Origin of the sequence: Hanstruepera ponticola (assembly GCF_012931685.1) — a bacterium.
Taxonomy (GTDB): Bacteria; Bacteroidota; Bacteroidia; order Flavobacteriales; family Flavobacteriaceae; genus Hanstruepera; species Hanstruepera ponticola.
The window spans coordinates 260,601-281,568 of the sequence record NZ_JABANC010000003.1 but is presented as its reverse complement, the minus strand read 5'-3'; the positions used below and the strand labels follow the sequence as shown (position 1 = coordinate 281,568).

General features: G+C 31.1%; 16 protein-coding genes. 3 read left to right on the top strand and 13 right to left on the bottom strand.

Going from position 1 to position 20,968, the window contains the following annotated elements; all coding sequences use genetic code 11:
• Positions 1-89: 89 nt before the first annotated feature.
• Positions 90-1,265 (top strand): proline dehydrogenase family protein, encoded by a 1,176-nt coding sequence (locus tag HGK31_RS10070; protein WP_191859630.1) that lies wholly within the window; start codon positions 90-92, stop codon positions 1,263-1,265.
• A gap of 1 nt (position 1,266) precedes the next feature.
• On the opposite strand, the gene HGK31_RS10065 is transcribed toward HGK31_RS10070, so the two are convergent.
• Genes HGK31_RS10065 through HGK31_RS10050 form a run of 4 tightly spaced genes read right to left on the bottom strand, consistent with a single transcriptional unit; the run spans position 1,267 to position 7,462 of the window.
• Positions 1,267-3,618 carry a GumC family protein gene (locus tag HGK31_RS10065; protein ID WP_191859629.1) on the bottom strand — a complete coding sequence of 784 codons (2,352 nt, stop codon included), beginning with the start codon at positions 3,616-3,618 and terminating at the stop codon, positions 1,267-1,269.
• A 10-nt stretch (positions 3,619-3,628) separates the two neighbouring features.
• Complete coding sequence (locus HGK31_RS10060; RefSeq protein WP_104733697.1) at positions 3,629-4,420, bottom strand: polysaccharide biosynthesis/export family protein; 792 nt, start codon at positions 4,418-4,420, stop codon at positions 3,629-3,631.
• Between the two features lie 11 nt (positions 4,421-4,431).
• The gene (locus tag HGK31_RS10055; protein ID WP_191859628.1) at positions 4,432-6,327 is read right to left on the bottom strand and encodes a polysaccharide biosynthesis protein; all 1,896 of its coding nucleotides are present in this window, start codon (positions 6,325-6,327) and stop codon (positions 4,432-4,434) included.
• A complete protein-coding gene (locus HGK31_RS10050; protein WP_191859627.1) occupies positions 6,320-7,462 on the bottom strand; it encodes a DegT/DnrJ/EryC1/StrS family aminotransferase in 1,143 nt (380 codons plus the stop codon). Before HGK31_RS10050 ends, HGK31_RS10055 begins: the two co-directional genes overlap by 8 nt.
• A gap of 346 nt (positions 7,463-7,808) precedes the next feature.
• On the opposite strand from HGK31_RS10050, the gene HGK31_RS10045 reads away from it, so the two are divergent.
• On the top strand, positions 7,809-9,050 hold the full coding sequence (locus HGK31_RS10045; protein ID WP_191859626.1) for a GNAT family N-acetyltransferase: 1,242 nt from the start codon (positions 7,809-7,811) through the stop codon (positions 9,048-9,050).
• Positions 9,043-10,017, top strand: a complete 975-nt coding sequence (locus HGK31_RS10040) for a GNAT family N-acetyltransferase (protein ID WP_191859625.1) — start codon at positions 9,043-9,045, stop codon at positions 10,015-10,017. The genes HGK31_RS10045 and HGK31_RS10040 overlap by 8 nt, the downstream gene beginning before the upstream one ends.
• Here HGK31_RS10040 and HGK31_RS10035 read toward each other — a convergent pair.
• The 9 genes from HGK31_RS10035 to HGK31_RS09995 are packed head-to-tail and all read right to left on the bottom strand — an operon-like array spanning position 10,014 to position 20,967.
• Entirely contained in the window at positions 10,014-11,003 is a 990-nt protein-coding gene (locus HGK31_RS10035; protein ID WP_191859624.1) for a polysaccharide deacetylase family protein, read from the bottom strand. The genes HGK31_RS10040 and HGK31_RS10035 overlap by 4 nt on opposite strands.
• The gene (locus HGK31_RS10030) at positions 11,003-11,593 is read right to left on the bottom strand and encodes a sugar transferase (RefSeq protein ID WP_191859623.1); all 591 of its coding nucleotides are present in this window, start codon (positions 11,591-11,593) and stop codon (positions 11,003-11,005) included. The genes HGK31_RS10035 and HGK31_RS10030 overlap by 1 nt, the downstream gene beginning before the upstream one ends.
• The gene (locus tag HGK31_RS10025) at positions 11,590-12,795 is read right to left on the bottom strand and encodes a DegT/DnrJ/EryC1/StrS family aminotransferase (protein ID WP_104733704.1); all 1,206 of its coding nucleotides are present in this window, start codon (positions 12,793-12,795) and stop codon (positions 11,590-11,592) included. The genes HGK31_RS10030 and HGK31_RS10025 overlap by 4 nt, the downstream gene beginning before the upstream one ends.
• A 1-nt stretch (position 12,796) precedes the next feature.
• On the bottom strand, positions 12,797-13,888 hold the full coding sequence (locus tag HGK31_RS10020) for a glycosyltransferase (protein WP_191859622.1): 1,092 nt from the start codon (positions 13,886-13,888) through the stop codon (positions 12,797-12,799).
• Positions 13,889-13,891: 3 nt separating this feature from the next.
• Positions 13,892-15,766 carry an asparagine synthase (glutamine-hydrolyzing) gene (gene asnB / locus HGK31_RS10015; protein WP_191859621.1) on the bottom strand — a complete coding sequence of 625 codons (1,875 nt, stop codon included), beginning with the start codon at positions 15,764-15,766 and terminating at the stop codon, positions 13,892-13,894.
• A 5-nt stretch (positions 15,767-15,771) separates the two neighbouring features.
• Entirely contained in the window at positions 15,772-16,929 is a 1,158-nt protein-coding gene (locus HGK31_RS10010) for a glycosyltransferase (protein ID WP_191859620.1), read from the bottom strand.
• Positions 16,930-16,932: 3 nt separating this feature from the next.
• Positions 16,933-18,015, bottom strand: coding sequence for a glycosyltransferase (locus tag HGK31_RS10005; protein ID WP_191859619.1), 1,083 nt, complete (start codon positions 18,013-18,015; stop codon positions 16,933-16,935).
• Positions 18,015-19,859: an asparagine synthase (glutamine-hydrolyzing) gene (gene asnB / locus HGK31_RS10000; RefSeq protein ID WP_191859618.1), complete on the bottom strand. Its 1,845-nt coding sequence runs from the start codon at positions 19,857-19,859 to the stop codon at positions 18,015-18,017. The genes HGK31_RS10005 and asnB (HGK31_RS10000) overlap by 1 nt, the downstream gene beginning before the upstream one ends.
• 1 nt (position 19,860) lies before the next feature.
• Positions 19,861-20,967: an O-antigen ligase family protein gene (locus HGK31_RS09995; protein ID WP_191859617.1), complete on the bottom strand. Its 1,107-nt coding sequence runs from the start codon at positions 20,965-20,967 to the stop codon at positions 19,861-19,863.
• Position 20,968: the final 1 nt, after the last annotated feature.

The window sequence follows — 20,968 nt, the reverse complement described above, 5'->3', positions numbered from 1 at the left end:
TTACAAATTTTACCAAGTGAAAATAAGGAGTTTTTTTTATAAAAAAGTAGCTGAATGATAATTATATTTGTGAATATTTTTCAACTAGCATGGAGCGCCAAAAAATATTTGATAATACGGAAGTTGCCTTTCAATTAAAAAGTGACACCGAACTGGAACGAGCTCATTTTTTATTTAAAATGATATCAATTGAACCATTGGTAAAAATTGGAACAGCAGTTACCAATTTTGCAATCAAAGCCAATTTACCAGTAGAAGGATTAATACGCTCAACAGTTTTTGATCACTTTTGTGGAGGTGTAAATGAAGATGATTGTCTAGATATTATTGAAAGGATGTATGAACTTGGTGTAAGTTCAGTTTTGGATTATTCTGTTGAAGGTAAAGAGTCAGAAGCGCATTTTGATGCTGCTATGGAAAAAACACTGAAAATTATTCGATTTTCTGAAGAAAAGGATTCCATGCCTATTGCTGTTTTTAAGCCAACAGGATTTGGAAGATTTCATCTTTATCAAAAAAAAGGCGAAGGAAAGCCATTTACAGCCGATGAGCAGGCAGAGTGGGATAGAGTAGTAGATAGATTTGATAAGGTTTGTAGGTTAGGCAAGGAAAGAGATGTTGAAATATTGATTGATGCGGAAGAAAGTTGGATGCAAGATGCAGCTGACCAGTTGGTTACTGAAATGATGCGAAAGTATAATACAGAATCAACAATTGTTTATAATACGCTTCAAATGTATAGGCATGATCGCATGGATTTTTTAAAAGCCGAACATGAGGTTGCTAAAAAAGAGGGATTCTTACTAGGTTATAAGATAGTAAGGGGTGCTTATATGGAAAAAGAAAATGATAGAGCGCTTGAAAAGGGTTATCTATCTCCCATTTGTGAAAGCAAACAAGCTACAGATATTAATTTTAATGATGCCGTAAAATATATTTTGGACAATTTAGATACCATTTCACTATTTGCAGGTACGCATAATGAGGAAAGTAGTTATTTGGTAATGGATTTAATGCAGAAAAAAAATATAGAAAACGCCGATAATCGTGTATGGTTTGGTCAGTTGTTTGGAATGAGTGATAACATTAGTTTCAATCTAGCAAATTTGGGTTATAACGTTGCAAAATATGTGCCTTTTGGACCTGTAAAAGATGTCATGCCTTATTTGATAAGAAGAGCTGAAGAAAACACTTCGGTTGCTGGTCAAACAGGTAGGGAATTGATGCTTATTAAAAAGGAGAAGGCAAGACGCAAGTTGAAATAACTTATTTATTGATTTTCCACCATTTCTTTTTGTTTGGGTTTTTACCGTAACCATATCCATAACCATTACCTTTTTTGTGATTAACACCATTTAGTAAAATGGCCATATTTGGTAAACGCTTTTCTTGATACATAGTTTCTGCCAATTTCAGCTGTCTGGTGTCAAGGTAGTTAGCTCTCATAACGTAAATAAACAAATCAGCATGGCTACTTATAAGCATGGTGTCAGTTACAAGCCCAACAGCAGCTGTATCAACTATAATATAATCATATTTCTTTTCAACCAAACTGAATAAATCGTTCATGCGTTTACTCATTAGTAACTCTGCAGGATTAGGAGGTATCACACCCGATGGTATAATGTCTAAAAAGTCATTTCCTTCCAAATTAGCTAGGATATCCTTTAGTGATAGGTCAGGATCACTTATATAATTCGTTAATCCCACTTCGTTTTTTACGTTTAAATAATTGGTTGCTTTTGGAACACGAATATCTGTTTCAATCAAAAGGGTTTTCTTTTCTGAATAGGAAAATGAAAGTGCTAAATTTATGGAAGTGTGTGATTTACCTTCTTTACTAGTAGTGGATGTTACAAAAATAGTTTTCGCTTTTTTATCAATACTTTTAAGCATGAAATCAATATTGGTTCTCACCATTCTAAAGGCCTCTGCTTTTGGTGAGTAGTCCACCTTTGAAATTAATTGTTTCTTTTTGCTAGATCGAGGAATATCACCTATAAACGGTACATCTATTGCTTTTTTAACGTCATTGACATTATGCACTTTAGTATCCAGTAGATTTAATAAATATATAAGTGCAATTGGGAAGCTAAAGCCTAATATTAAAGCAGCTAAAAGGATGATAGTTTTTTTTGGTGCAACTGGTACTGATGATGCGTAAGCCTTGTCAACTATTTTAGCATTAGGAGATGAAACGCCATGCGTTATAGCAGATTCTTCACGTTTTTCTAATAGATATAAGTATAGTGATTCCTTAATATCTTGTTGACGTTTTATGTCTCTGAATTGGCGTTCTTTTATGGGAGCCGAAAAAATGCGTGAATTTATACGTGCATTTTCTGAAAGTAAACTGTTATAGGTTATTTCATTAGAAGATTTAACACTATTTAAGCTTTGAGTCAAATTGTTTTTTAATTGATTTATTTGATTTGTTAGGTTAACAACTGTTGGGTTTTTTTCACTAGAATTTTTTAGTATTCTATTTCTTTCCAATACCAATTCATTGTGTTTCTGTGTAACTTGTGCTATGCTATTATCGCTAATGCCAATATTCGTCGGTAATAAGTCATTGGCTGAATCATTTGCATCTAGATGATCCCTCATGTAATCAATCAATTGAATTTGATTGGCAGCTGCAACTAGTTTAGCTTCATTGTCACGCTCATTTTGCAAGACAAGGGTTGATTGGGTTTGTAAATCTGTTAGCTTGTTTGCTTGTTGGAGGTCTTCGGCAGTTAAATCTACTTGGCCCAATTCTTTTGATACAACTTCCAGTCTATTATTTATGAATTCTGATGTAGCTTCAACAACTAGGTTCTTGTCATTTATAACATCTTCATTATATTTTTCAATAAGCTTGTCTAAAAAGAGTTTCGCTTTCTCCTTAACATTATCTCTAGCTGATATTTTAATAATACTAGAAAGTTCATTACTTTCTATCTGTAATTTTGTTTTATAGTTACTCGTGACACCATTAATTGGAGAGATTTTTATCTTTATGTTTGAACCAATTTTAGTGGCATATTGCCCGATATTTGGCGTAATAATAATATCGCCAAAACTAGTTGGAACACTTTTACCAAAGTCATATAAATCGCCTTTAACCTCATCATTGCCTTTTAGCTCTTTTAGTAATTTGTTTTCCTCAACTATTCCTTGAATATAAAAGTCTTTAGAAGAATTGATTCTAATGTTAAAGGATGTGTCAATTTTCTGTATAATCGAATCAGACGCACTAAAATTAATGTTTAAAGGAGGGTTTTTATATACTTCGTGATCTTGAATGCGTCCTTCAACAAAATATTGAATATTGAATTTTAAATCTTTTACCACACTTTCAATAAGGTTTCTTGATTTTATGATTTCAATTTCGTCAAGAACATTGTTTTGGTCTTGACTAAATAGGCCATAGTTTTGAAGTGAGGATATTTCAGGAAGTTTGTTTTTTGATTTATCATCTTTGATTTTAATGGTAGCTTTAGCTTCATATTCATAATCTGCATATCGCAAATAAACGAAAGCACAACCAATTGCAATAATGACACATAAAAGAATAAATTTCCATTTGTGTAAATAGGGCTGAATTAAATCTCTAAAGTCTTCCTTTTGTTTCATTTAAAGAATCTTAATTTGCTATAAATATGGCAGCTATAGTTGCAAGTGTAGCAATTGCTGAAATTATAATACCGTTATTCTCATTATATGATGCCGAACGGACTTTTGCTTTGTTTGGTTCTATATAAAGAACGTCATTTTGTTGCAAGTAGTAAGATGGAGAGTTTAATGAATTTACGGAAGTGAGATCAATTTTGGTGTATTGCTTTTTGCCGTCTAACTCACGAATTAAAAATACATTTTCTCGTTTACCGTGAATGGTCAAGTCGCCAGCTAACCCTAGGGCTTCTGTTAGCGAAATGCGTTCATCTTCAATCGTAAATGTACCTGGGTTTTTAACTTCACCTAAAACAGTTACTGTAAAATTGATTAACCGTATATTAATGATAGGGTCTTTAACATACTCTGAAATTTTATTTTTCAAGTACATGGTGGCTTGTTCTCTGGTTAAACCTCCAAGCGTTATTGTACCAAGTACTGGGTATTCAATGTTACCATTATTATCAACTAAATAGGTTGGCATTTTTAGGTCGCCATTTGCAGCTACTGATGATGTACTATAAGAAATAGCGGGTAAATTAAAGGGAGCGACAGCATCTTTATCACCACCAACGCTTATAAAAAGCAAATCGTTAGGTTTGTAAATGATGGCCGAATTTAGACTAACCTGATTGTCTCTTGAAATGGCTTCGTCCTGAAAATATATAATTTCTTTACTTGTAACACAGGATAATGATGTTAATGCAAGAAGAATAACAAGAGTCTTAACTAATTGTTTTTTTAAAAAATTTATGACAATCATGTTTAGTGGTTTTAGTTTAATACGTCGTAAGTAGAGTTATTAGGGATGTATTCTTTTACTATTTCTTTAATTTTTGATACAATTTCGATATTTTGAGAATTAGAACCAAGTAAACACAGTTCTTTTATTAATTTTTCAACATTTTCAGTATCAAGAATTTTACATTTTGCAATCATTATCTTTTCGTTGTAAGTTGGCTTTGTGTTTTCACCATCAATTAGCAGTTCTTCAAATATTTTTTCTCCTGGTCGTAAGCCAACAATTTTTATGTCAATATCATCTGGGTAATTAAGTCCTGAAAGTGTAATCATATTTACAGCCAAATCAAAAATCTTGATGGGTTTACCCATATCAAAAACAAAAATCTCATGACCAAGTCCCATGGCTGCTGCTTCAAGTACTAATAAACTTGCTTCTGGTATGGTCATGAAGTATCTAATGATGTCTTCATGAGTAACAGTAACAGGACCTCCAGATTCAATTTGTTTTTTAAACAAAGGAATGACAGACCCATTAGAGCCTAATACGTTACCAAAACGTGTTATGATAAATTTCGTCTTACTATTAACTAGATTTTTCTGACAGCAAATTATCATTTCGGCAATGCGTTTAGTGGCTCCCATAACATTGGTTGGGTTAACGGCTTTGTCTGTAGAAATAAGTATGAATTTATCAACACCATGTTTTAAAGATAGATTTACCACATTGTTGGTGCCTCTAACATTTACACTAACGGCTTCAAAAGGATTTTGTTCCATTAATGGTACATGTTTATAGGCGGCAGCATGAAAAATAATTTCTGGTTTATATTGGTTGAACAAATTGTCCATTCTTACCATGTTTCTGATATCTGCCACAATAGGAAAAACGTTCTTTATTTTTTTCTGCTCTAGTTCTTGCTGAAGATTATAAAGAGGTGATTCGGCGTTGTCAACAAGTATGAGTTTCTTGAATTCAAAATGACATAACTTTCTTACCAACTCACTTCCAATTGAACCAGCCGCACCTGTAATAAGTATTACTTTATTGCTATATTCGTTATTGAGCAAAGGGTTGTCAATATTAATAGGCTCTCTGCCTAATAAGTCTTCAATTTTTATTTCTTTTATCTGACCAATACTTAAATCACCATCAATCCATGTTTGAACAGCAGGGACAATTTTAACTTTAAGATTTAATGCAAAAAGTGCACTTGTTATTTGAAGCAAACGGTTTGAATTAATATTTTGGATAGATATGATAACCTCATCAATATCATACTTTTCAATAAATTCTTTTGTAACTTTTTTTGGATGATAAACATTAAGCAGATTTATTTTTTTTCCAACCTTACTAATATTATCATCAATAAACCCTAATACTTCCGTACTGTTTTTAGCATCATTAGTGATAGCATTATAGGTAATCATTCCTGAATCACCAGCTCCGTAAATAAGAACTTTACTTAATTTATCATAATCAGTAATAAGACTTCGGTAAATTGATTTTATAAAAAATTTGGCTCCAATGAGAAAGAATATATTGAGTAGGAGGTGAATATATATTATGGATCCTGGAATGTCAAAAACATTGTTAAACTCATATTTTCGACTCATAAAAGTCGAAATTATAAGAATAGTGGCAAGAATGTTGACTCCAATGATAATGTTTACTACATCCTTAAAACCAGTGAATCTGACAACACCTTTATGCGAACTAACCAATAAAAAGCTGATAATTGCACCAAATACTACAAACGGTATTTGTTTTAAAAACATTGAGAAATCAAAGTCAATTTTAAAATTATAGCGAATTAAATAAGCTAAAAAGAAGGTGAATGCAACCACACATGAATCAAACAGCAAAACAAGCCATTTGGATGCATATCGGTTGGATAACTTTCTTAATAGGTAATAAATCTTATTCAAAATAGCTTTTAATTAGTGTTGTTATTTTTAATAAATCGTCTTTAGTTAAACTAGAACCGCTAGGTAAGCAAAGACCTCTTTCATAAAGCTTATCTGCTTGACCATTTAAGTATTTTGGAAATGATTTAAATAATTCTTGTTGATGCATTGGTTTCCATGATGGTCTTGCTTCAATATTATTGTCAGATAATAATTTTAATAAATCATTTCTCATTTTATTTGTTTCCAATAAGACACAAGTTAACCAGCGATTAGAATAATAATTGATTGGTTCTTTTAAAAATATAATTTCATTGATATCCTTAAGTGCGTCAAAATAATAGTCAAAATTTCTTCTTCTTAACTCAACATAGTCCTCCAGCACTTTCATTTGACCTCTACCAATTCCAGCAAGAATGTTAGACATCCTATAATTGTAACCAGTTTCGGAATGCGAATATTCCACTCCAGGATTTTTGGCTTGTGTGGCTAAAAAAATAGCCTTGTCTTTTATTTGCTCACTTTTTGATATTAGAGCACCACCTCCAGATGTTGTGATAATTTTATTGCCATTGAACGATAGAATAGAGAGGTCTCCAAAAGTACCACAAGGCTTACCTTTATATTTACTACCCAAAGCTTCAGCACTATCTTCAATTACAGGAATCTGATATTGCTCTGATAATTCTTGTATGCGATCCACGTGATATGGCATGCCGTATAGGTTGATTATTATTATTGCTTTAGGTTTCTTTCCTTTTTTTAAACGATCTTTTATTGCTTTTTCAAGTAATTCTGGACTCATGTTCCATGTCTCACTTTCGCTATCTACAAAAACTGGTGTGGCACCAACATATGTGACTGGATTAACTGATGCTACAAATGTTTTTGTTTGACAAATAACCTCGTCTCCTTTGCCAATATTTAGTAAAACCAATGCTAAATGAATGGCTGCTGTTCCAGAGTTTAATGCTACAACTTGCGATTGGTGACCTAAAAAAGTTTCAATATCTTTTTCAAAACCTTCTAAATTAGGACCCAAAGGTGCAATCCAATTAGATTCAAATGCTTTTTTTATAAATTCATCTTCATAACCACTCATATGTGGTGCAGATAGCCATATTCTAGAATTCAATTTTTCAGCATTTTTAATCATAGTAAATATCTAGGTTTAAATAAGATTCATCAAATAAATACGATAAATAACTAATTTCTACGATTTTTGATTTTTCATTGATAGTCATATCATACTTAATCCTTTGTTTTCAACACTTTGTCGCACAAAAATTAAGATTTGAAATAAAAACTAAAAGTAATCAATTTTATGTTTCATTTAGATTTAAAGCGATTTTTAGAATCTAATCGCTTTAAGTTTTGCTTCAGCATTTTTAAATGGTCAAAGTGCCTTTCGTATTGTATTTTTTTTGTTACGTCTAAAAAAGTGTAATCATTTCTAAATTCTGAATTTAAAATGCTAATTTTATTTTAAATTAAAACCAATAATGTCTAAAAACCCATTTGCTTCTCAAACTTTTGTGAAAATATGGAACAAGCATTTTAACGGTTCATTACCTGTATTCACTTTCCGTTTCATAAATAAAATCAGCTTTGTTAAACATCAGTTTTTTCCTTATTACATCAATGTTGGTAGAAATTTAACTAACGGTATAACTTATGAACTGACTGACGGTGATTTTGATGATTTTAAGGGGAAAACATTTTTAATAAGAGATTTACCCACTTATCATCATATTGAGAAGCCAAAAGGAACCAGGCTTAAATTAAAAAAGGTATTTCAATACGAGGGATATACTACAAATGTTGAAAAATATGAGTCGCTTGATGACTATCTAAAAACCATTTACAAATCAAATTCACGCTCCAAGTTTAGACGAAATATTAATAGATTGGAATCATGTTTTCAGGTTGATTATAAAATGTATTATGGTAACATTCTGAAAACTGATTTCGATAATATATTTAGAGTATTTTACAGCCTTCTAGAAAAACGCTATAATGAAAAAGGTGAGCCCTGTGGTGAATTACAGCCCGAATTGTGGCGTTATTATTGTGAGTTGGCTTACAACATGATAAATGAAAAAACAGCATCTCTCTTTGTAATCTATTGTGATGAAAAGCCTATTGGGATTACGTTTAGTTATCATTTTAATAAGATTTTGATTGAAGCCCTAACTGTTTTTGATATTGATTTTTATAGATTTAATATAGGTCATACTACTATTTTAAAAATGTTGGAATGGAGTTTTGAAAATAAGTTGCAATTATTTGATTATACACAAGGGGACTTTGACTATAAAAAAAGGTGGAGTGATAGTACTTATGACACCAATTTTCACATTCTCTATGACACAAAATCTATAAAAAGTATTTTGACTGCAAAACTAATGCAACATTATTTTAACTTGAAGCGTATCTTTCGAGAAAGAAAGTTTAATGAGAAATATCACTATTACAAGCATAAAATATTTCCAAACTACAAATCAAAAAGCATTGAATTTAAGCCATTTAACGTAGAAACAGTAAACGAAGTAGTTCCAGAATTTGAAAAATTGGAATTAGTTAATTTGCAATCTGATGCAATGATGTCACTGCGTAAAGCACTTTATGATTTTTTATATATGAACCCTAAAAAAGTTAGTGAACTAAAATTATTTAAATGTGACGAAACCTTATATTACGTCAAAGGAAAGGACCAAATTTTAAAAATTTTTATTGATGAGTAATCCCTTTATTAGTGATACTTACCAGGATGTATGGAAAAAGCATTTTATTGATAATAAAATCGTTACAAGTTTTAACTGTATTACTAAATTAAAGTTTTTTAAAAATAATTGGTTTCCCTTGTTTATCAACTTCGGAAAAAACATGACCAATGGTATCACATATCAACTAGCAAATGATGTGGATGTTCTTAAAAATAAGGTTTTATTGATATATGATGTGCCAAGTTATCATCAAATTAAGATAGATGACCCAAGAATTAGGCTAAAAAAAATTAAGCAATACAAAGGTTATTCGTTAGATATTGAGGCATATGAGGATATAGACTTCTTTTTAAAGCAAAAATTCAATTCAAAAAGCAGAGGCAAGTTTAGGAATTACTTCAATAAATTGGAGAAGAATCATTCGGTTTCCTACAACGTTTATGACGAGAGCGTTTCCTATGAAACGTATTTGGACATTATGCTGCAGTTTAAATTACTTCTAGAAAACCGTTTTGATGATTTAGGTTTAGAAAATGATATTTTAATGAAATGGTCGTTTTATCATGATTTGACTTATCAAATGCTAAAAGAAAAAAGAGCTATTTTAAATACAATTTGTATTGATGATAAAATAGGTGCTATTTCTTTAGCGTTTATTTCGGAATCCTCAATTATTGGTGCTGTAAAAGCATTTGATATCAATTATAAAAGCTATAGTCTGGGCGTTTTGGAGTTATTGAAATTGTTAGAATGGAGCATAAAATCCAATTACAAGGTTTTTGATTTTTCTAAAGGAAATCAGGCTTACAAAAAAAGGTTTATTGATCAATCATACCTGTTTGATGTGCATATAATTTATGACTCTAAATCTAAAGGAGCTAATTTAATAGCCTATATACTCTCTAATTATTTTAAGTTCAAACAATTTTTAAGAGAGAAAAACTTAAATACTTGGTACTGGAAATTAAGACATAAACTGGCTTAAGAATGGCGAATTTTGGTTGCTAGACCTTTCATGGTTTCAGATTTGAAATTAAATTCAGAATTAAGAGTTTTATAATGTTTGAAAATTTCTTCTAAATTATTGAAATTCTCTTCAATATTACTACCAAAATTGTGCGGATGCCACCAGATATGATATACTTCTTTCTTGGTGGCTGCATAGGCTAATCCTTTTTTTATTCTTGTAATGCGCATGGGCTCCATAAAACCTAATGTTTTGTTATAGGGTCTGAAAAACTTACTTGATGGAATGTTGATGATACCTGAATCATTTTTAACTTCAGATATTTTATAGGTATTGTAGCCAGATAGATTAAAATAGGCATCCAAAAGCCTAAAAGCTTTATGAGCAGGACTACTGAGTGTTTTAGTATTCTGAGTATTAAACATCCAATGTTTTTCGGTACCTCTGTAACACGTAATACCATATTTTTTGCATATTTCTAAATAATCAGTATTAATTTGATTTCTAGGAAAAACAATACTGGAAAGAGAAATATTATTCTTGTTTGCAATAGAAACAGCAGCTTTTAAATCAGCATCAAATTGTTCTAAAGTTTGGCCAGATTCATTAACGTAATAATGACTAAACGTATGACTGGCAATTTCATGGGATTCTCGAGCTTGTATTAGTTTGATTAATGAATTTGCATAATGAAATGGATCATCTTCTTCGTTTTTTCCAACATTATCAATAAGCTTGTAAGGATTGAAGGTAGAGTTTTCATAAGTTGGTTTTAAATCAGGGAATGAATCTAACAACTCTTCTTTATTTTTTGCAAATAAGAAACCTATAGCAGCAAAACTCAATTTAACATCATAACTATCTGCCAGATCAAGCAGTCTTGGAATAACTTTGCGAACATTGAGTAGGTTTTTCTCGTAATCACTTATTTTTTTGACATCAAAAAGTCCCCAAAATAATTCGAAGTCAAGTGAAACAATAAAATAACCATTGGTTGGACTCATTATGAAATGATGGTTAAAATAGTTTTTAAAATAATTTTTATATCTGTAAACAGGCTGTTGTTTTCAATATATTGTTTATTCAAAGCAATTTTCTTTGGTAATATTTGCTCTATGTAAAGTTTTTCTGGGTTATCAGATGCTTTTAAAATTTCAACTTCATTTCTAAAGTATATAGATGCATAATCAGTAATACCAGGTTTAACAGTTAATATGATTAAATCATCTTTAGAATAAAAATTTACATAATGCCTAACTTCAGGTCTTGGACCAACAAAGCTCATATTACCAAGTAATACATTAATTAATTGAGGGAGTTCGTCCAGCTTATATTTCCTCAAGAAATATCCAGTTATGGTAACTCTAGGGTCTTTGTTACCAACTGTTAGCAGACCTTTTTTATCAGAGCCAACAAACATGGTTCTGAATTTGAAAATCTTAAAATTCGTATTGTCTTTACCAACCCTAACTTGTTTGTAAAAAACAGAACCTTTAGATTCTACTATTATTATAAGTGCTATTATTAATAGTAAAGGTAATAATAAAATTAAACCTATTAAAGAAAACACGATATCAAATAAACGTTTTATCATAGATGTGACTCAACCGAATATATAACTGATTTGATGATGTATGATAATTCCTTTTCTGATAGTTGTGGGTAAATAGGGAGTGATATTTCAGATTTGTAATTATTGTAAGAAATGGGATAATCAGAAATTTTATATCCCATGTTTTTAAATACTGTAAGCAACGGTAACGGCTGAAAATGTACGTTTACTGCAACTCCTGTTTCAGTTATACTTTCAATAATTTTATCACGTGTTTCTTCAGAAATATTTTTTATCCTTAAAGCATATAAATGACAAGAGGAAACTTTCGTGTCACTTTTAAAAGGTGGTAGTATTGCCCACGCTTTATTTTTAAAAGCGTCATGATAAAACTGATAAATATTTTCTCGCTCTTTTAAAATGTTTGAAAAGTAACTAGGTAATTGCGCAACGCCAATGGCAGCTAAAACATCTGGCATATTTATCTTTAAACCTGGATAAATAATATCATACTTCCATCCGCCAGCTTTTGATTTTGTGAAAGCATCTTTGGTTTGACCGTTTAATGCATAGCAGCGTAAGTAATTATATTCATCTTTATTTTCAAAAGGTTTAGGTAAATTTATGCAAATCACTCCACCTTCGGCAGTTGTCACATTTTTTACTGCATGAAATGAAAATACTGTCAGGTCAGCTGTAAGCCCAATATAATTTCCAAAATATTTTGCTCCTATGGCATGCGCCGAATCCGAGACAAGTAATATTCTGTTCAGTTTTTCTTGGTTGTCATTTTGCGGCTTAAAAATATTCTTTTTGTTATTTATCAATTTATGTAACTCTTCATAGTCACATGGCCAACCAGCAAAATCAACAGGTATTATGGCTTTGGTTTTTGGCGAGATAACCTGTTCAATTTTTTTAACTGAAATATTAAAATCTTCATTGACATCCACCATAATTGGAGTAGCTCCAACATGAATTACAGCTAATGCCGTAGCTGCATAGGTGTAAGCCGGAATAATGACTTCATCTCCTTTACCAATACCATACCACTTAAGCGTTAATATTAGTCCTGAAGTTGCTGAATTTACACATAGAGCATTAGATACGCCAATATGTGAACACACTAAATCTTCTAACTTTTTAACTTTAGGTCCTGTAGTAATCCAACCTGAGTTTAAGGCATCAGTTACTTCATCAATAACTGTTGAATTTATAAATGGCGGTGAAAACGGAATCTTCATTTTAATTATCGTTAATAGCTTTATCAAAGATAGTTATATATTGCTTGGAAACATTTGCTAAACCAAACAATTCAACCCTTTTTAAAGCATTTTCAACTAATTTATCTGCTAGTTTTTTGTCACTTGCAAGTGTTATCATGGCTTGAGTTAATGCCGATGAATTTCTGGGTTCAATCAAGATAGCTTCTTCATTGTGCCTTGCGAACTCCCTGACACCAGTAACATTTGTTGAGATTATAGGCAATCCTATTGCAGCAGCTTCCAATAGCACTCTTGAAAAACCTTCTCTAAAAGTTGGAAGGATGAATGCATTAGAATTTAATAGCAACTCTTTGACGTCATGTCTTTCTCCTAAAACAGTCACGGTATCTTTATATGCGTCAAGAATTTTACTGTTTAACCTTTTTGAGTTTTCTTCAAGTGGACCTACTAATAACACTTTAAAATCATAGCCTAAATCTCTACAGTTTTTTGTAGCTTCAAGTAAATTGATAATACCTTTTTCATACACCAATCGCGCAACACAAATAAAGGTAAATGGTTTACTGTTTCTTTGAGAAATTTGATTAAACTCTTTAAGCTCAATACCACTGCTGTATATTAGTTCATAACCAGATTTAGAAATCAAATTATTTTTTAAATAAACATCGCGATCATCTAAATTTTGAAAAACAGTATTACTGACTCTATCCTTGACTCTCAAATGCATTTTTTTGTAAACAACGCGTAGGGCTTTACTTAAAATTGATTTGGACATAAAAATAGTCCCTAAACCTGTAATAGTTCGGGTTATGGGTATTTTACTGTCCATGAGTGCCAATGGCACCAAAAATGCTGGTTTGGTATCAAATGTGTGGATTAAATCAAATTCATTGTTTTTAAAAAAGTTTTTATACCATAAAACAGTTTTATAGTCGGCAATTGGTGATAAATTTCTTTTTAAATTATATGAGTGATATGTGATGTCGCTAGGAAATTCTTGTTTGCTAGTTCCAATAATAGTAACATTAAAACCAGCATCAATGAGGTATTTTGAAAGCTGAATTCTTTTGTGGACATCTTCACCACCTACAAGGCAAATTTTCTTTTTCATAGCTTATAGGTTTAAATATATTTTAGAATACCACTTTTGAAACGTGTAAAATGTCCAAACTTTGTAGCTGTTGTCAACCTTTCCAGACAAATGATTGTTTACTATTTGTTGTATATATGATTTTTGAAATATTTGTTGCTCTTCAAGGAAAGCATCTTCAGTATAGCTAACTAATTCTGTTTTTAAGCTATTGCGAAGCCAATCACCAACAGGAACAACAAACCCTTTCTTGGACTTATCTAAAAAGCCATCGGGAAATTCACTTTTAAACGTTTCCTTTAAGATGTGCTTTTTATCCCAATTCTTCATTAAATAATTTTCTGGTAAGCCATTTGAAAATTCCCAAAGTGCTTTGTTTAAAAAGGGAGATCTACATTCAAGTGAGTTTAACATGCTCGTTCTGTCCACTTTAACAAGCATATCACCTTCTAAACTGATTAAGCGATCAATTTCTCTATAGTCATTTAGATTTTTTGGTTTGGCTACAAATTGTGAATAATGACTAAATGTATTGCTGTAAGAATAGGAGGTGTTCAATAATTTTTCTGGATTGCTAAAACCTAATGAAATAATATTCCAATAATTATTTCCAGAGTAATCAATGGCATGCAATAGTTTTTTTAACTTGAACCGTTTTCCTCTACTATCATCTTTAGTATTGAGTAGTTTGGTTAAAATGGGTTTGCTCTTGCTATGAATTAACTCTGGAACAAATTGGGTGTAGTTTCTACTCAACTTTCCCATGTAATATTTATTGTAACCTCCAAAAACTTCATCACCACCATCACCAGTTAGAGCAACTTTAACATACTTGCTAGTTTCTTTGGATACAAGGTAGGTGGGAAGTGCTGATGAATCAGCAAAAGGCTCATCAAAATTCAATAACACCTTATCAATATCACCAACAATATCATCTTCTTTTAGAATAAATTCATGATGATTACTACCAATCAATTTTGCAACTAATCTAGACTTATCAGTTTCATCAAAACTAGATTTATCAAAACCAATGGAGAAAGTATCAATCTTTGAATCTGTAATTTTTGACAAGCCTAAACTAACTATTGAAGAATCGACACCACCTGATAAAAATGTGCCAATAGGAACATCACTAACAGATCTACTTTCTATGGTTTGCATAAGCAAATCATGAAGTTTTAACTTGGCCTCGGTAAATGATAGGTCTATTTTATCAGTTGATATATCATTAATCCTATTAATTTGATAAGATTGACTTTTTAGATCAAATTCGATAAAATGATTGGCTTCCAATTTATAGATGTCATTGTAAATGGTATACGGTGCTGGAATATATGTTAGTTTGAAAAATAGGTTTAGCCCTTCTTTGGATATGTCTGGCTTTTTATGAAGTAAGCTTGCTAAAGATTTTAATTCAGATGACCATGAAAAGAAATCTGAATTTTTGGTAAAATAGAGTGGCTTTTCGCCAAAAAAATCCCGAGCAATAAAAACTTTGTTTTTGGTTTTATCATAGATACTAAAAGCAAACATACCATCAAGCATTTTAAAACTTGATGTGCCAAATGTTTCATAGAGCCTCAAAATGACTTCAGTATCACTGTTCGTTTTAAACGTAACACCGTTATTTTCGAGTGATGTCTTTAGTTTTTTATAATTATATATTTCTCCATTAAAAACAATAACAATATTGTTTGACGCATTGGAAATGGGTTGTTTGCCTGTTTCTAAATCTATTATGGATAATCTTCTCATAGCCATATAGACCTCATCATCATGGTAAAAACCATCATCATCAGGACCACGATGCTCAATTAAAGCATTCATGCGCTGTAATTTGGCAGACCAATTACCTTTTGGGTCATTCGAAGCTGCTATGATACCGTTAATTCCACACATACATATTAAAGACTGTCAATTAAATTTTTTACATGAATTCCAATATTGGATACATCATACGTCTTGGCTCTTTCATAACTTAAGCGACTATACATTTCTCTTTGCTCAATATTATTTTGTAAAAACTTTATGGCTTGTGATAGTCCAACAGCATCATCAACATTTACAAGTAATCCGTACTTTGCCTTAACAAATGAACCAGATAGAATAGTTACTTTTTCGTTGTCATTTAAAAGTTCTAAAGGACCAGACATACAGTTTGTGCTAATTACTGGAAGGCCTACTGACATGGCTTCTAAAACGACATTTGGGAAACCTTCAGTTAAAGAACTTAACACAAAACAATGGTTTTCAATTATATGTTTTTTTACCTGATTAACATTTCCATGGAATTGAACTCTTTCTCCAACATTTAATTCTTTAGCCTGTGTTTGCAACGTTTCTAATAACTCGCCATCGCCATATAAGTCTAAGTAGAAATTACTAGGCAACATGCTAATACTTTCAACAATACTCTTTTGATTTTTTACTGGAATTAATCTACCGACTGTAACCACTTTAAAGATTTTTTCCAAGTCATGATACGATTTTAATCTTGGTTTTCTGTTCTCTGTTAAAATTGGGTTGTAAATAACCGAGGTGTCAATTGTTATATTATAATTTGAAACCAAATCATTATTGATGTAAATTGAGTTAGAGAATAATTTGTCATTTTTATTATAAAAAAATGGAATAAGCATTTTAGTTAAAAATGAGGTAGTTCGATCATGACTATACATGATGGAAGGGAAGCACCTTTCGCTTATGATTGTTTTTAGTTTTGGATTGCGCATTTTGGCAATGCCATTGAAAATATTTTGGCGAACTAGAAAAGAAACTGAAACTTCAATATTCTCCTTCTTTAACACTTTCTGATATTTGAAAATAAACTTAATATTATCAATCGCTCTGGCTATTTTTGAACTTTTAAAAGTTTCACCAGGTTTTGATAACACAATTACTTTAGCATTCTTGGCAATTGGCAGCTTTATTTCATCATAAAGAAGAATAAGTGTAACATCAAAATATTTGGTTAGTTCATCAAGTAATAAACTAACAACTTTTTCTGCGCCACCAAAACCAATTGCAGAAACAAACAATGCTATTTTTCTTTTTCTTTCCACTGATTATGCTACTAAACGTTTAAATAAATTTTCATATTGGGATACAATATAGTGGCTTTCAAATCTATCTTTTACTATTTGACTCACCGTATTAGGGTTGAAAATAAAATCAGAATGTAATGCTTTTAAATACATAACATATTCTTCAATATTTTTTGCAACAAGTCCATTCTTTTTTTGTTCAATAATTTCATCTAAACCGCCAGGAGCATCAAACGCTAAAATGGGTGTGCCTACAACACAACTTTCCAATAATACGTTTGGAAACCCCTCAACATATGAGCCTTGTAGAAATAAATCATTTTCAGATAAATATGTATGAACTTCATTTGTAAAGCTAATATATTCAATGGCATTTTCTAATTGATATGATTTTATTTTATTGAAAACAGCCTCTTTTTCTGGGCCATTTCCTATAATGGTATATTTGAAATCGAAGTCTAATTTTGACAATGCTTCTAAAATTCTATCGTGCCCTTTTTCCTTACTCAACCTAGCAACTGTAATAAATTTAAAGACGTTCTTTTTAATATTTTTTTCAGGTTTTAGTGGATATAATTTAGTGATTGGGTTGTTTATTAAAACTGCCTTGCTCTTATCTACTTGGTAGTTATCAATCATATCTTTTTGCATGTCTTTTGATTGACAGATTATACAGTCAACTAGTCTATATGCTATTTTAACCATGAACTTTGGAAAGAAGGATTTGGTATATGGGTTGTGTTTGTTAAGTGTTGTCAATACATTAGCTTCTCTAGCAACAAATTTTATTTTAGGAAAAGCAATAGAAATAAATGCCGTTAATGTATTTAAGTGCACTATGGAGCTGACTACAATATCAGGTTTATTTTTCTTAAAGTATTTCGCTAAACTAAATACAGATTTTAAAACACGAGATTTATTGAGGTAAATAATGTTTAGTTCTTTTAACTGGTAAACAGTTTCTTTTTCATAACCTGTAATTAAAAGTGTTGGTTCAAAATCATCTTTATTTAGTTCTTGTGCAATAAAAGACAATATACGCTCGGCACCTCCTGCAGCAAGAGACGGTAAAATAAACGTTATTCTAATTTTTTTTTGTTTCATCAAACAATTGGGTAGCCTTTACCATTATTGTTCATCCACTGTTTAAGTACCAATAATTTCCAGATTAAGGGGTATCTATTCCAACTACCATCCATGTGTTGATTAATACGAAGTTTGACTTCATCAATATCTATATTTGGGATTTGTCTTAGTCCTTCATCATTTAGTTCACTTAAAACCATATCTTTCAATTCGTTTCTAAACCAATCAGAAAAGGGCATGGTAAAACCAGACTTTGGTCGGTTAAAATATGATTTAGGCACATAATCATATAGTATGTTTTTTAATATAATTTTCTGATTACTGTTTTTGTATTTAAATTGTGTTGGTAATGATTGTGCAAAATTCACAACACGATAATCCATTAATGGAGACCTAGCTTCAAGCGAGTAAGCCATTGTTGCACGATCAACTTTTGTGTTTATATCCCAGTTTAAATACGCCTTAATGTCAAAATCAGACATGCGTTCGTAAATATTCTTTTTACTATTTTCTAAATAAGCCTTTTCTTCTATATCAAGATAGTCAAAATCAGATTGTATCCAACTAGCATCAATACCTGTCACTGAAGCAAGGTATAGACTGTTTAGGTTATTAAATCGAAGTCCTTTAGATATTGTTTTTAATTTATAATTAGGAGCAGCGTTCAACAAAAAAGCTGTAAAGTCACGAAATTGTTTAGGTGTTTTGTATAAAGTGCTGACTTGTTTCATCCAATGATATCGTTGATAACCAATAAACATTTCGTCTCCACCATCACCAGATAATGCAACGGTTACCTTTTTTCGAGTATGTTTTGATAGTAGCATGGACGGAATGGCAGACGAATCGGCAAAAGGTTCATCGTAATAATGATTGAAGCTGTCAATTAAATCAAGACCTTCATTGTAATTACAGGAAATTATGTGATGATCCGTTTTTAGGTGATTAGCTACTTTTTGCGCATAGATACTTTCATCAAAACCTTTCTCATTAAATTTTACAGAAAATGTTTTTACCTGGCTATTTGTGACATTTTGAGCCATTGCAGAAACCAAGGACGAATCAACACCACCAGACAAAAATACACCAACAGGGACATCGGCATAAAGCCTTATTTTGACCGCATCTTTTATAAGGTGACTCAATTTTGATTTGGCTTCATTAAAGCTTCCAGTAAAAGGTTTGGTGTTTGCATTATCAATATCCCAATATTTTGAAATACTAAATTTTTTGCTTGAAATATGGTAAGTAAATCTATGCCCAGCAGGAAGTTTGTTCACTTCATTAAAGATGGTATATGGATCTGGAACAACACCCCAAGCAAAATACTGAGTAATTGATTTACTTGAAATGCTTAAGTTTTTGTTATGTAATTGTATTGCCGAAAGCTGACTGGCAAATTCAAAGCCATCATTATTTAACAAGTAATAAAAAGGTTTTTGCCCCAATCTGTCTCTAGCACCAAATAGTTTATTATTTATTTCATCATAAATAACAAAGGCAAACATGCCGTTTAGCATATTTGGTAGTTCGGTTCCATATTCTAAATAAGCTGCACAGATAACTTCGGTATCACTTTCAGTTCGGAAATTGTAACCTTTTTTGACAAGTTCAGACTTTATATCTTTAAAATTGTAAATTTCACCATTAAACACGATATGGACTTTGTTTTCATACGAAAATGGTTGATTTGATCTTGGGTCTAAATCTATTATGGACAACCTATTATGAGCCAAAACAACGCGGTTTTCAAATGGTTTTTGAGCACTTAAATCTGGTCCTCTAAAATTAATACGTTTTAATTTTTCAGAAATTTGATCAGCGTTATATCGATTGTATGTTATGCCATATATACCGCACATACTATTGAGTGTTTAGGGTTAAGGTTTCGTGTGATTTTAATTTATCATAAAGCCAAACAGTCATAAATAGCAACAAGAAATTATCAAAATAATTATGACTTACCATTAAGTACGAAAATAATAGAATGGATACTATGATATAAAGGGGTTCATTATGAAAGATTTTAAAACTCCTAATGAGCATTGATAAATATAAAACTATCACAAGAATAAAAGGTAAAATACCCGCTTCGCCTATAATCATTAAAAATGTATTATGTACGCCTACGTCATCATTATTATAAGTACCTTTTGGCTTACCGTGTAGTTTTTTATACCCTTGACCAAAAAGAGGGTTAGTTAGAATACCATCAACATATTTAGCCCAGGTTTCATCTCTGGATTCTTTGGTTATGGTTGTTGTGTCAACATCATCAGAAAATATACTCTTTAGGGCATTAAATCTATCTGTATTTAATTTTATGGATGACAAACTCAAAATAAGAATAAGAGCAATAGATCCAGAAATTAGGGTTATAATGTTTTTTTTATCAATAAATATGGCAATAACATTTACCATTAAAAAGAGTAGTATGAATGACCTTGAAAGTGTCATAAGCCCAGCGATTGCAAACAAAAATTGTGCTGCCAATTTTATACTTTTTCTTTGTAAACTATAGGTAAGTGCAAAACCAATAATACATATAAAGCCAGCTTTATTCGGGTTTATATAAAACCCGCTATATCTTCCATAAGCATTACTAAACAAAAAAGCATTAATTATAATACTTATGGCGCCAAACAATAAAATGATACATATTTCTTGTTTAGAAGTCAGGGCAGCTAGTTTTCTAATACCTAAAATGAAAATAAAATAGCGAATAACATCCTTAAGAAATTCAGTGGTATCTTCAGTATAACTTAAACTAGAAATCATGTAATAGCTTAATCCCAAAAGCACAAGAGGAATAATTGGTTTTAGTTTTTCTTCAAAAAAATAAAAAATGATTACACATAATAATAGTAACATACTGGTAATACTACCAAGACCTGGACTAATGTTGGCTATACTAAACGTTGGTATATTTAGCAGTATTAGTACGAGCAGTATGTATTTTAATATTTGCATA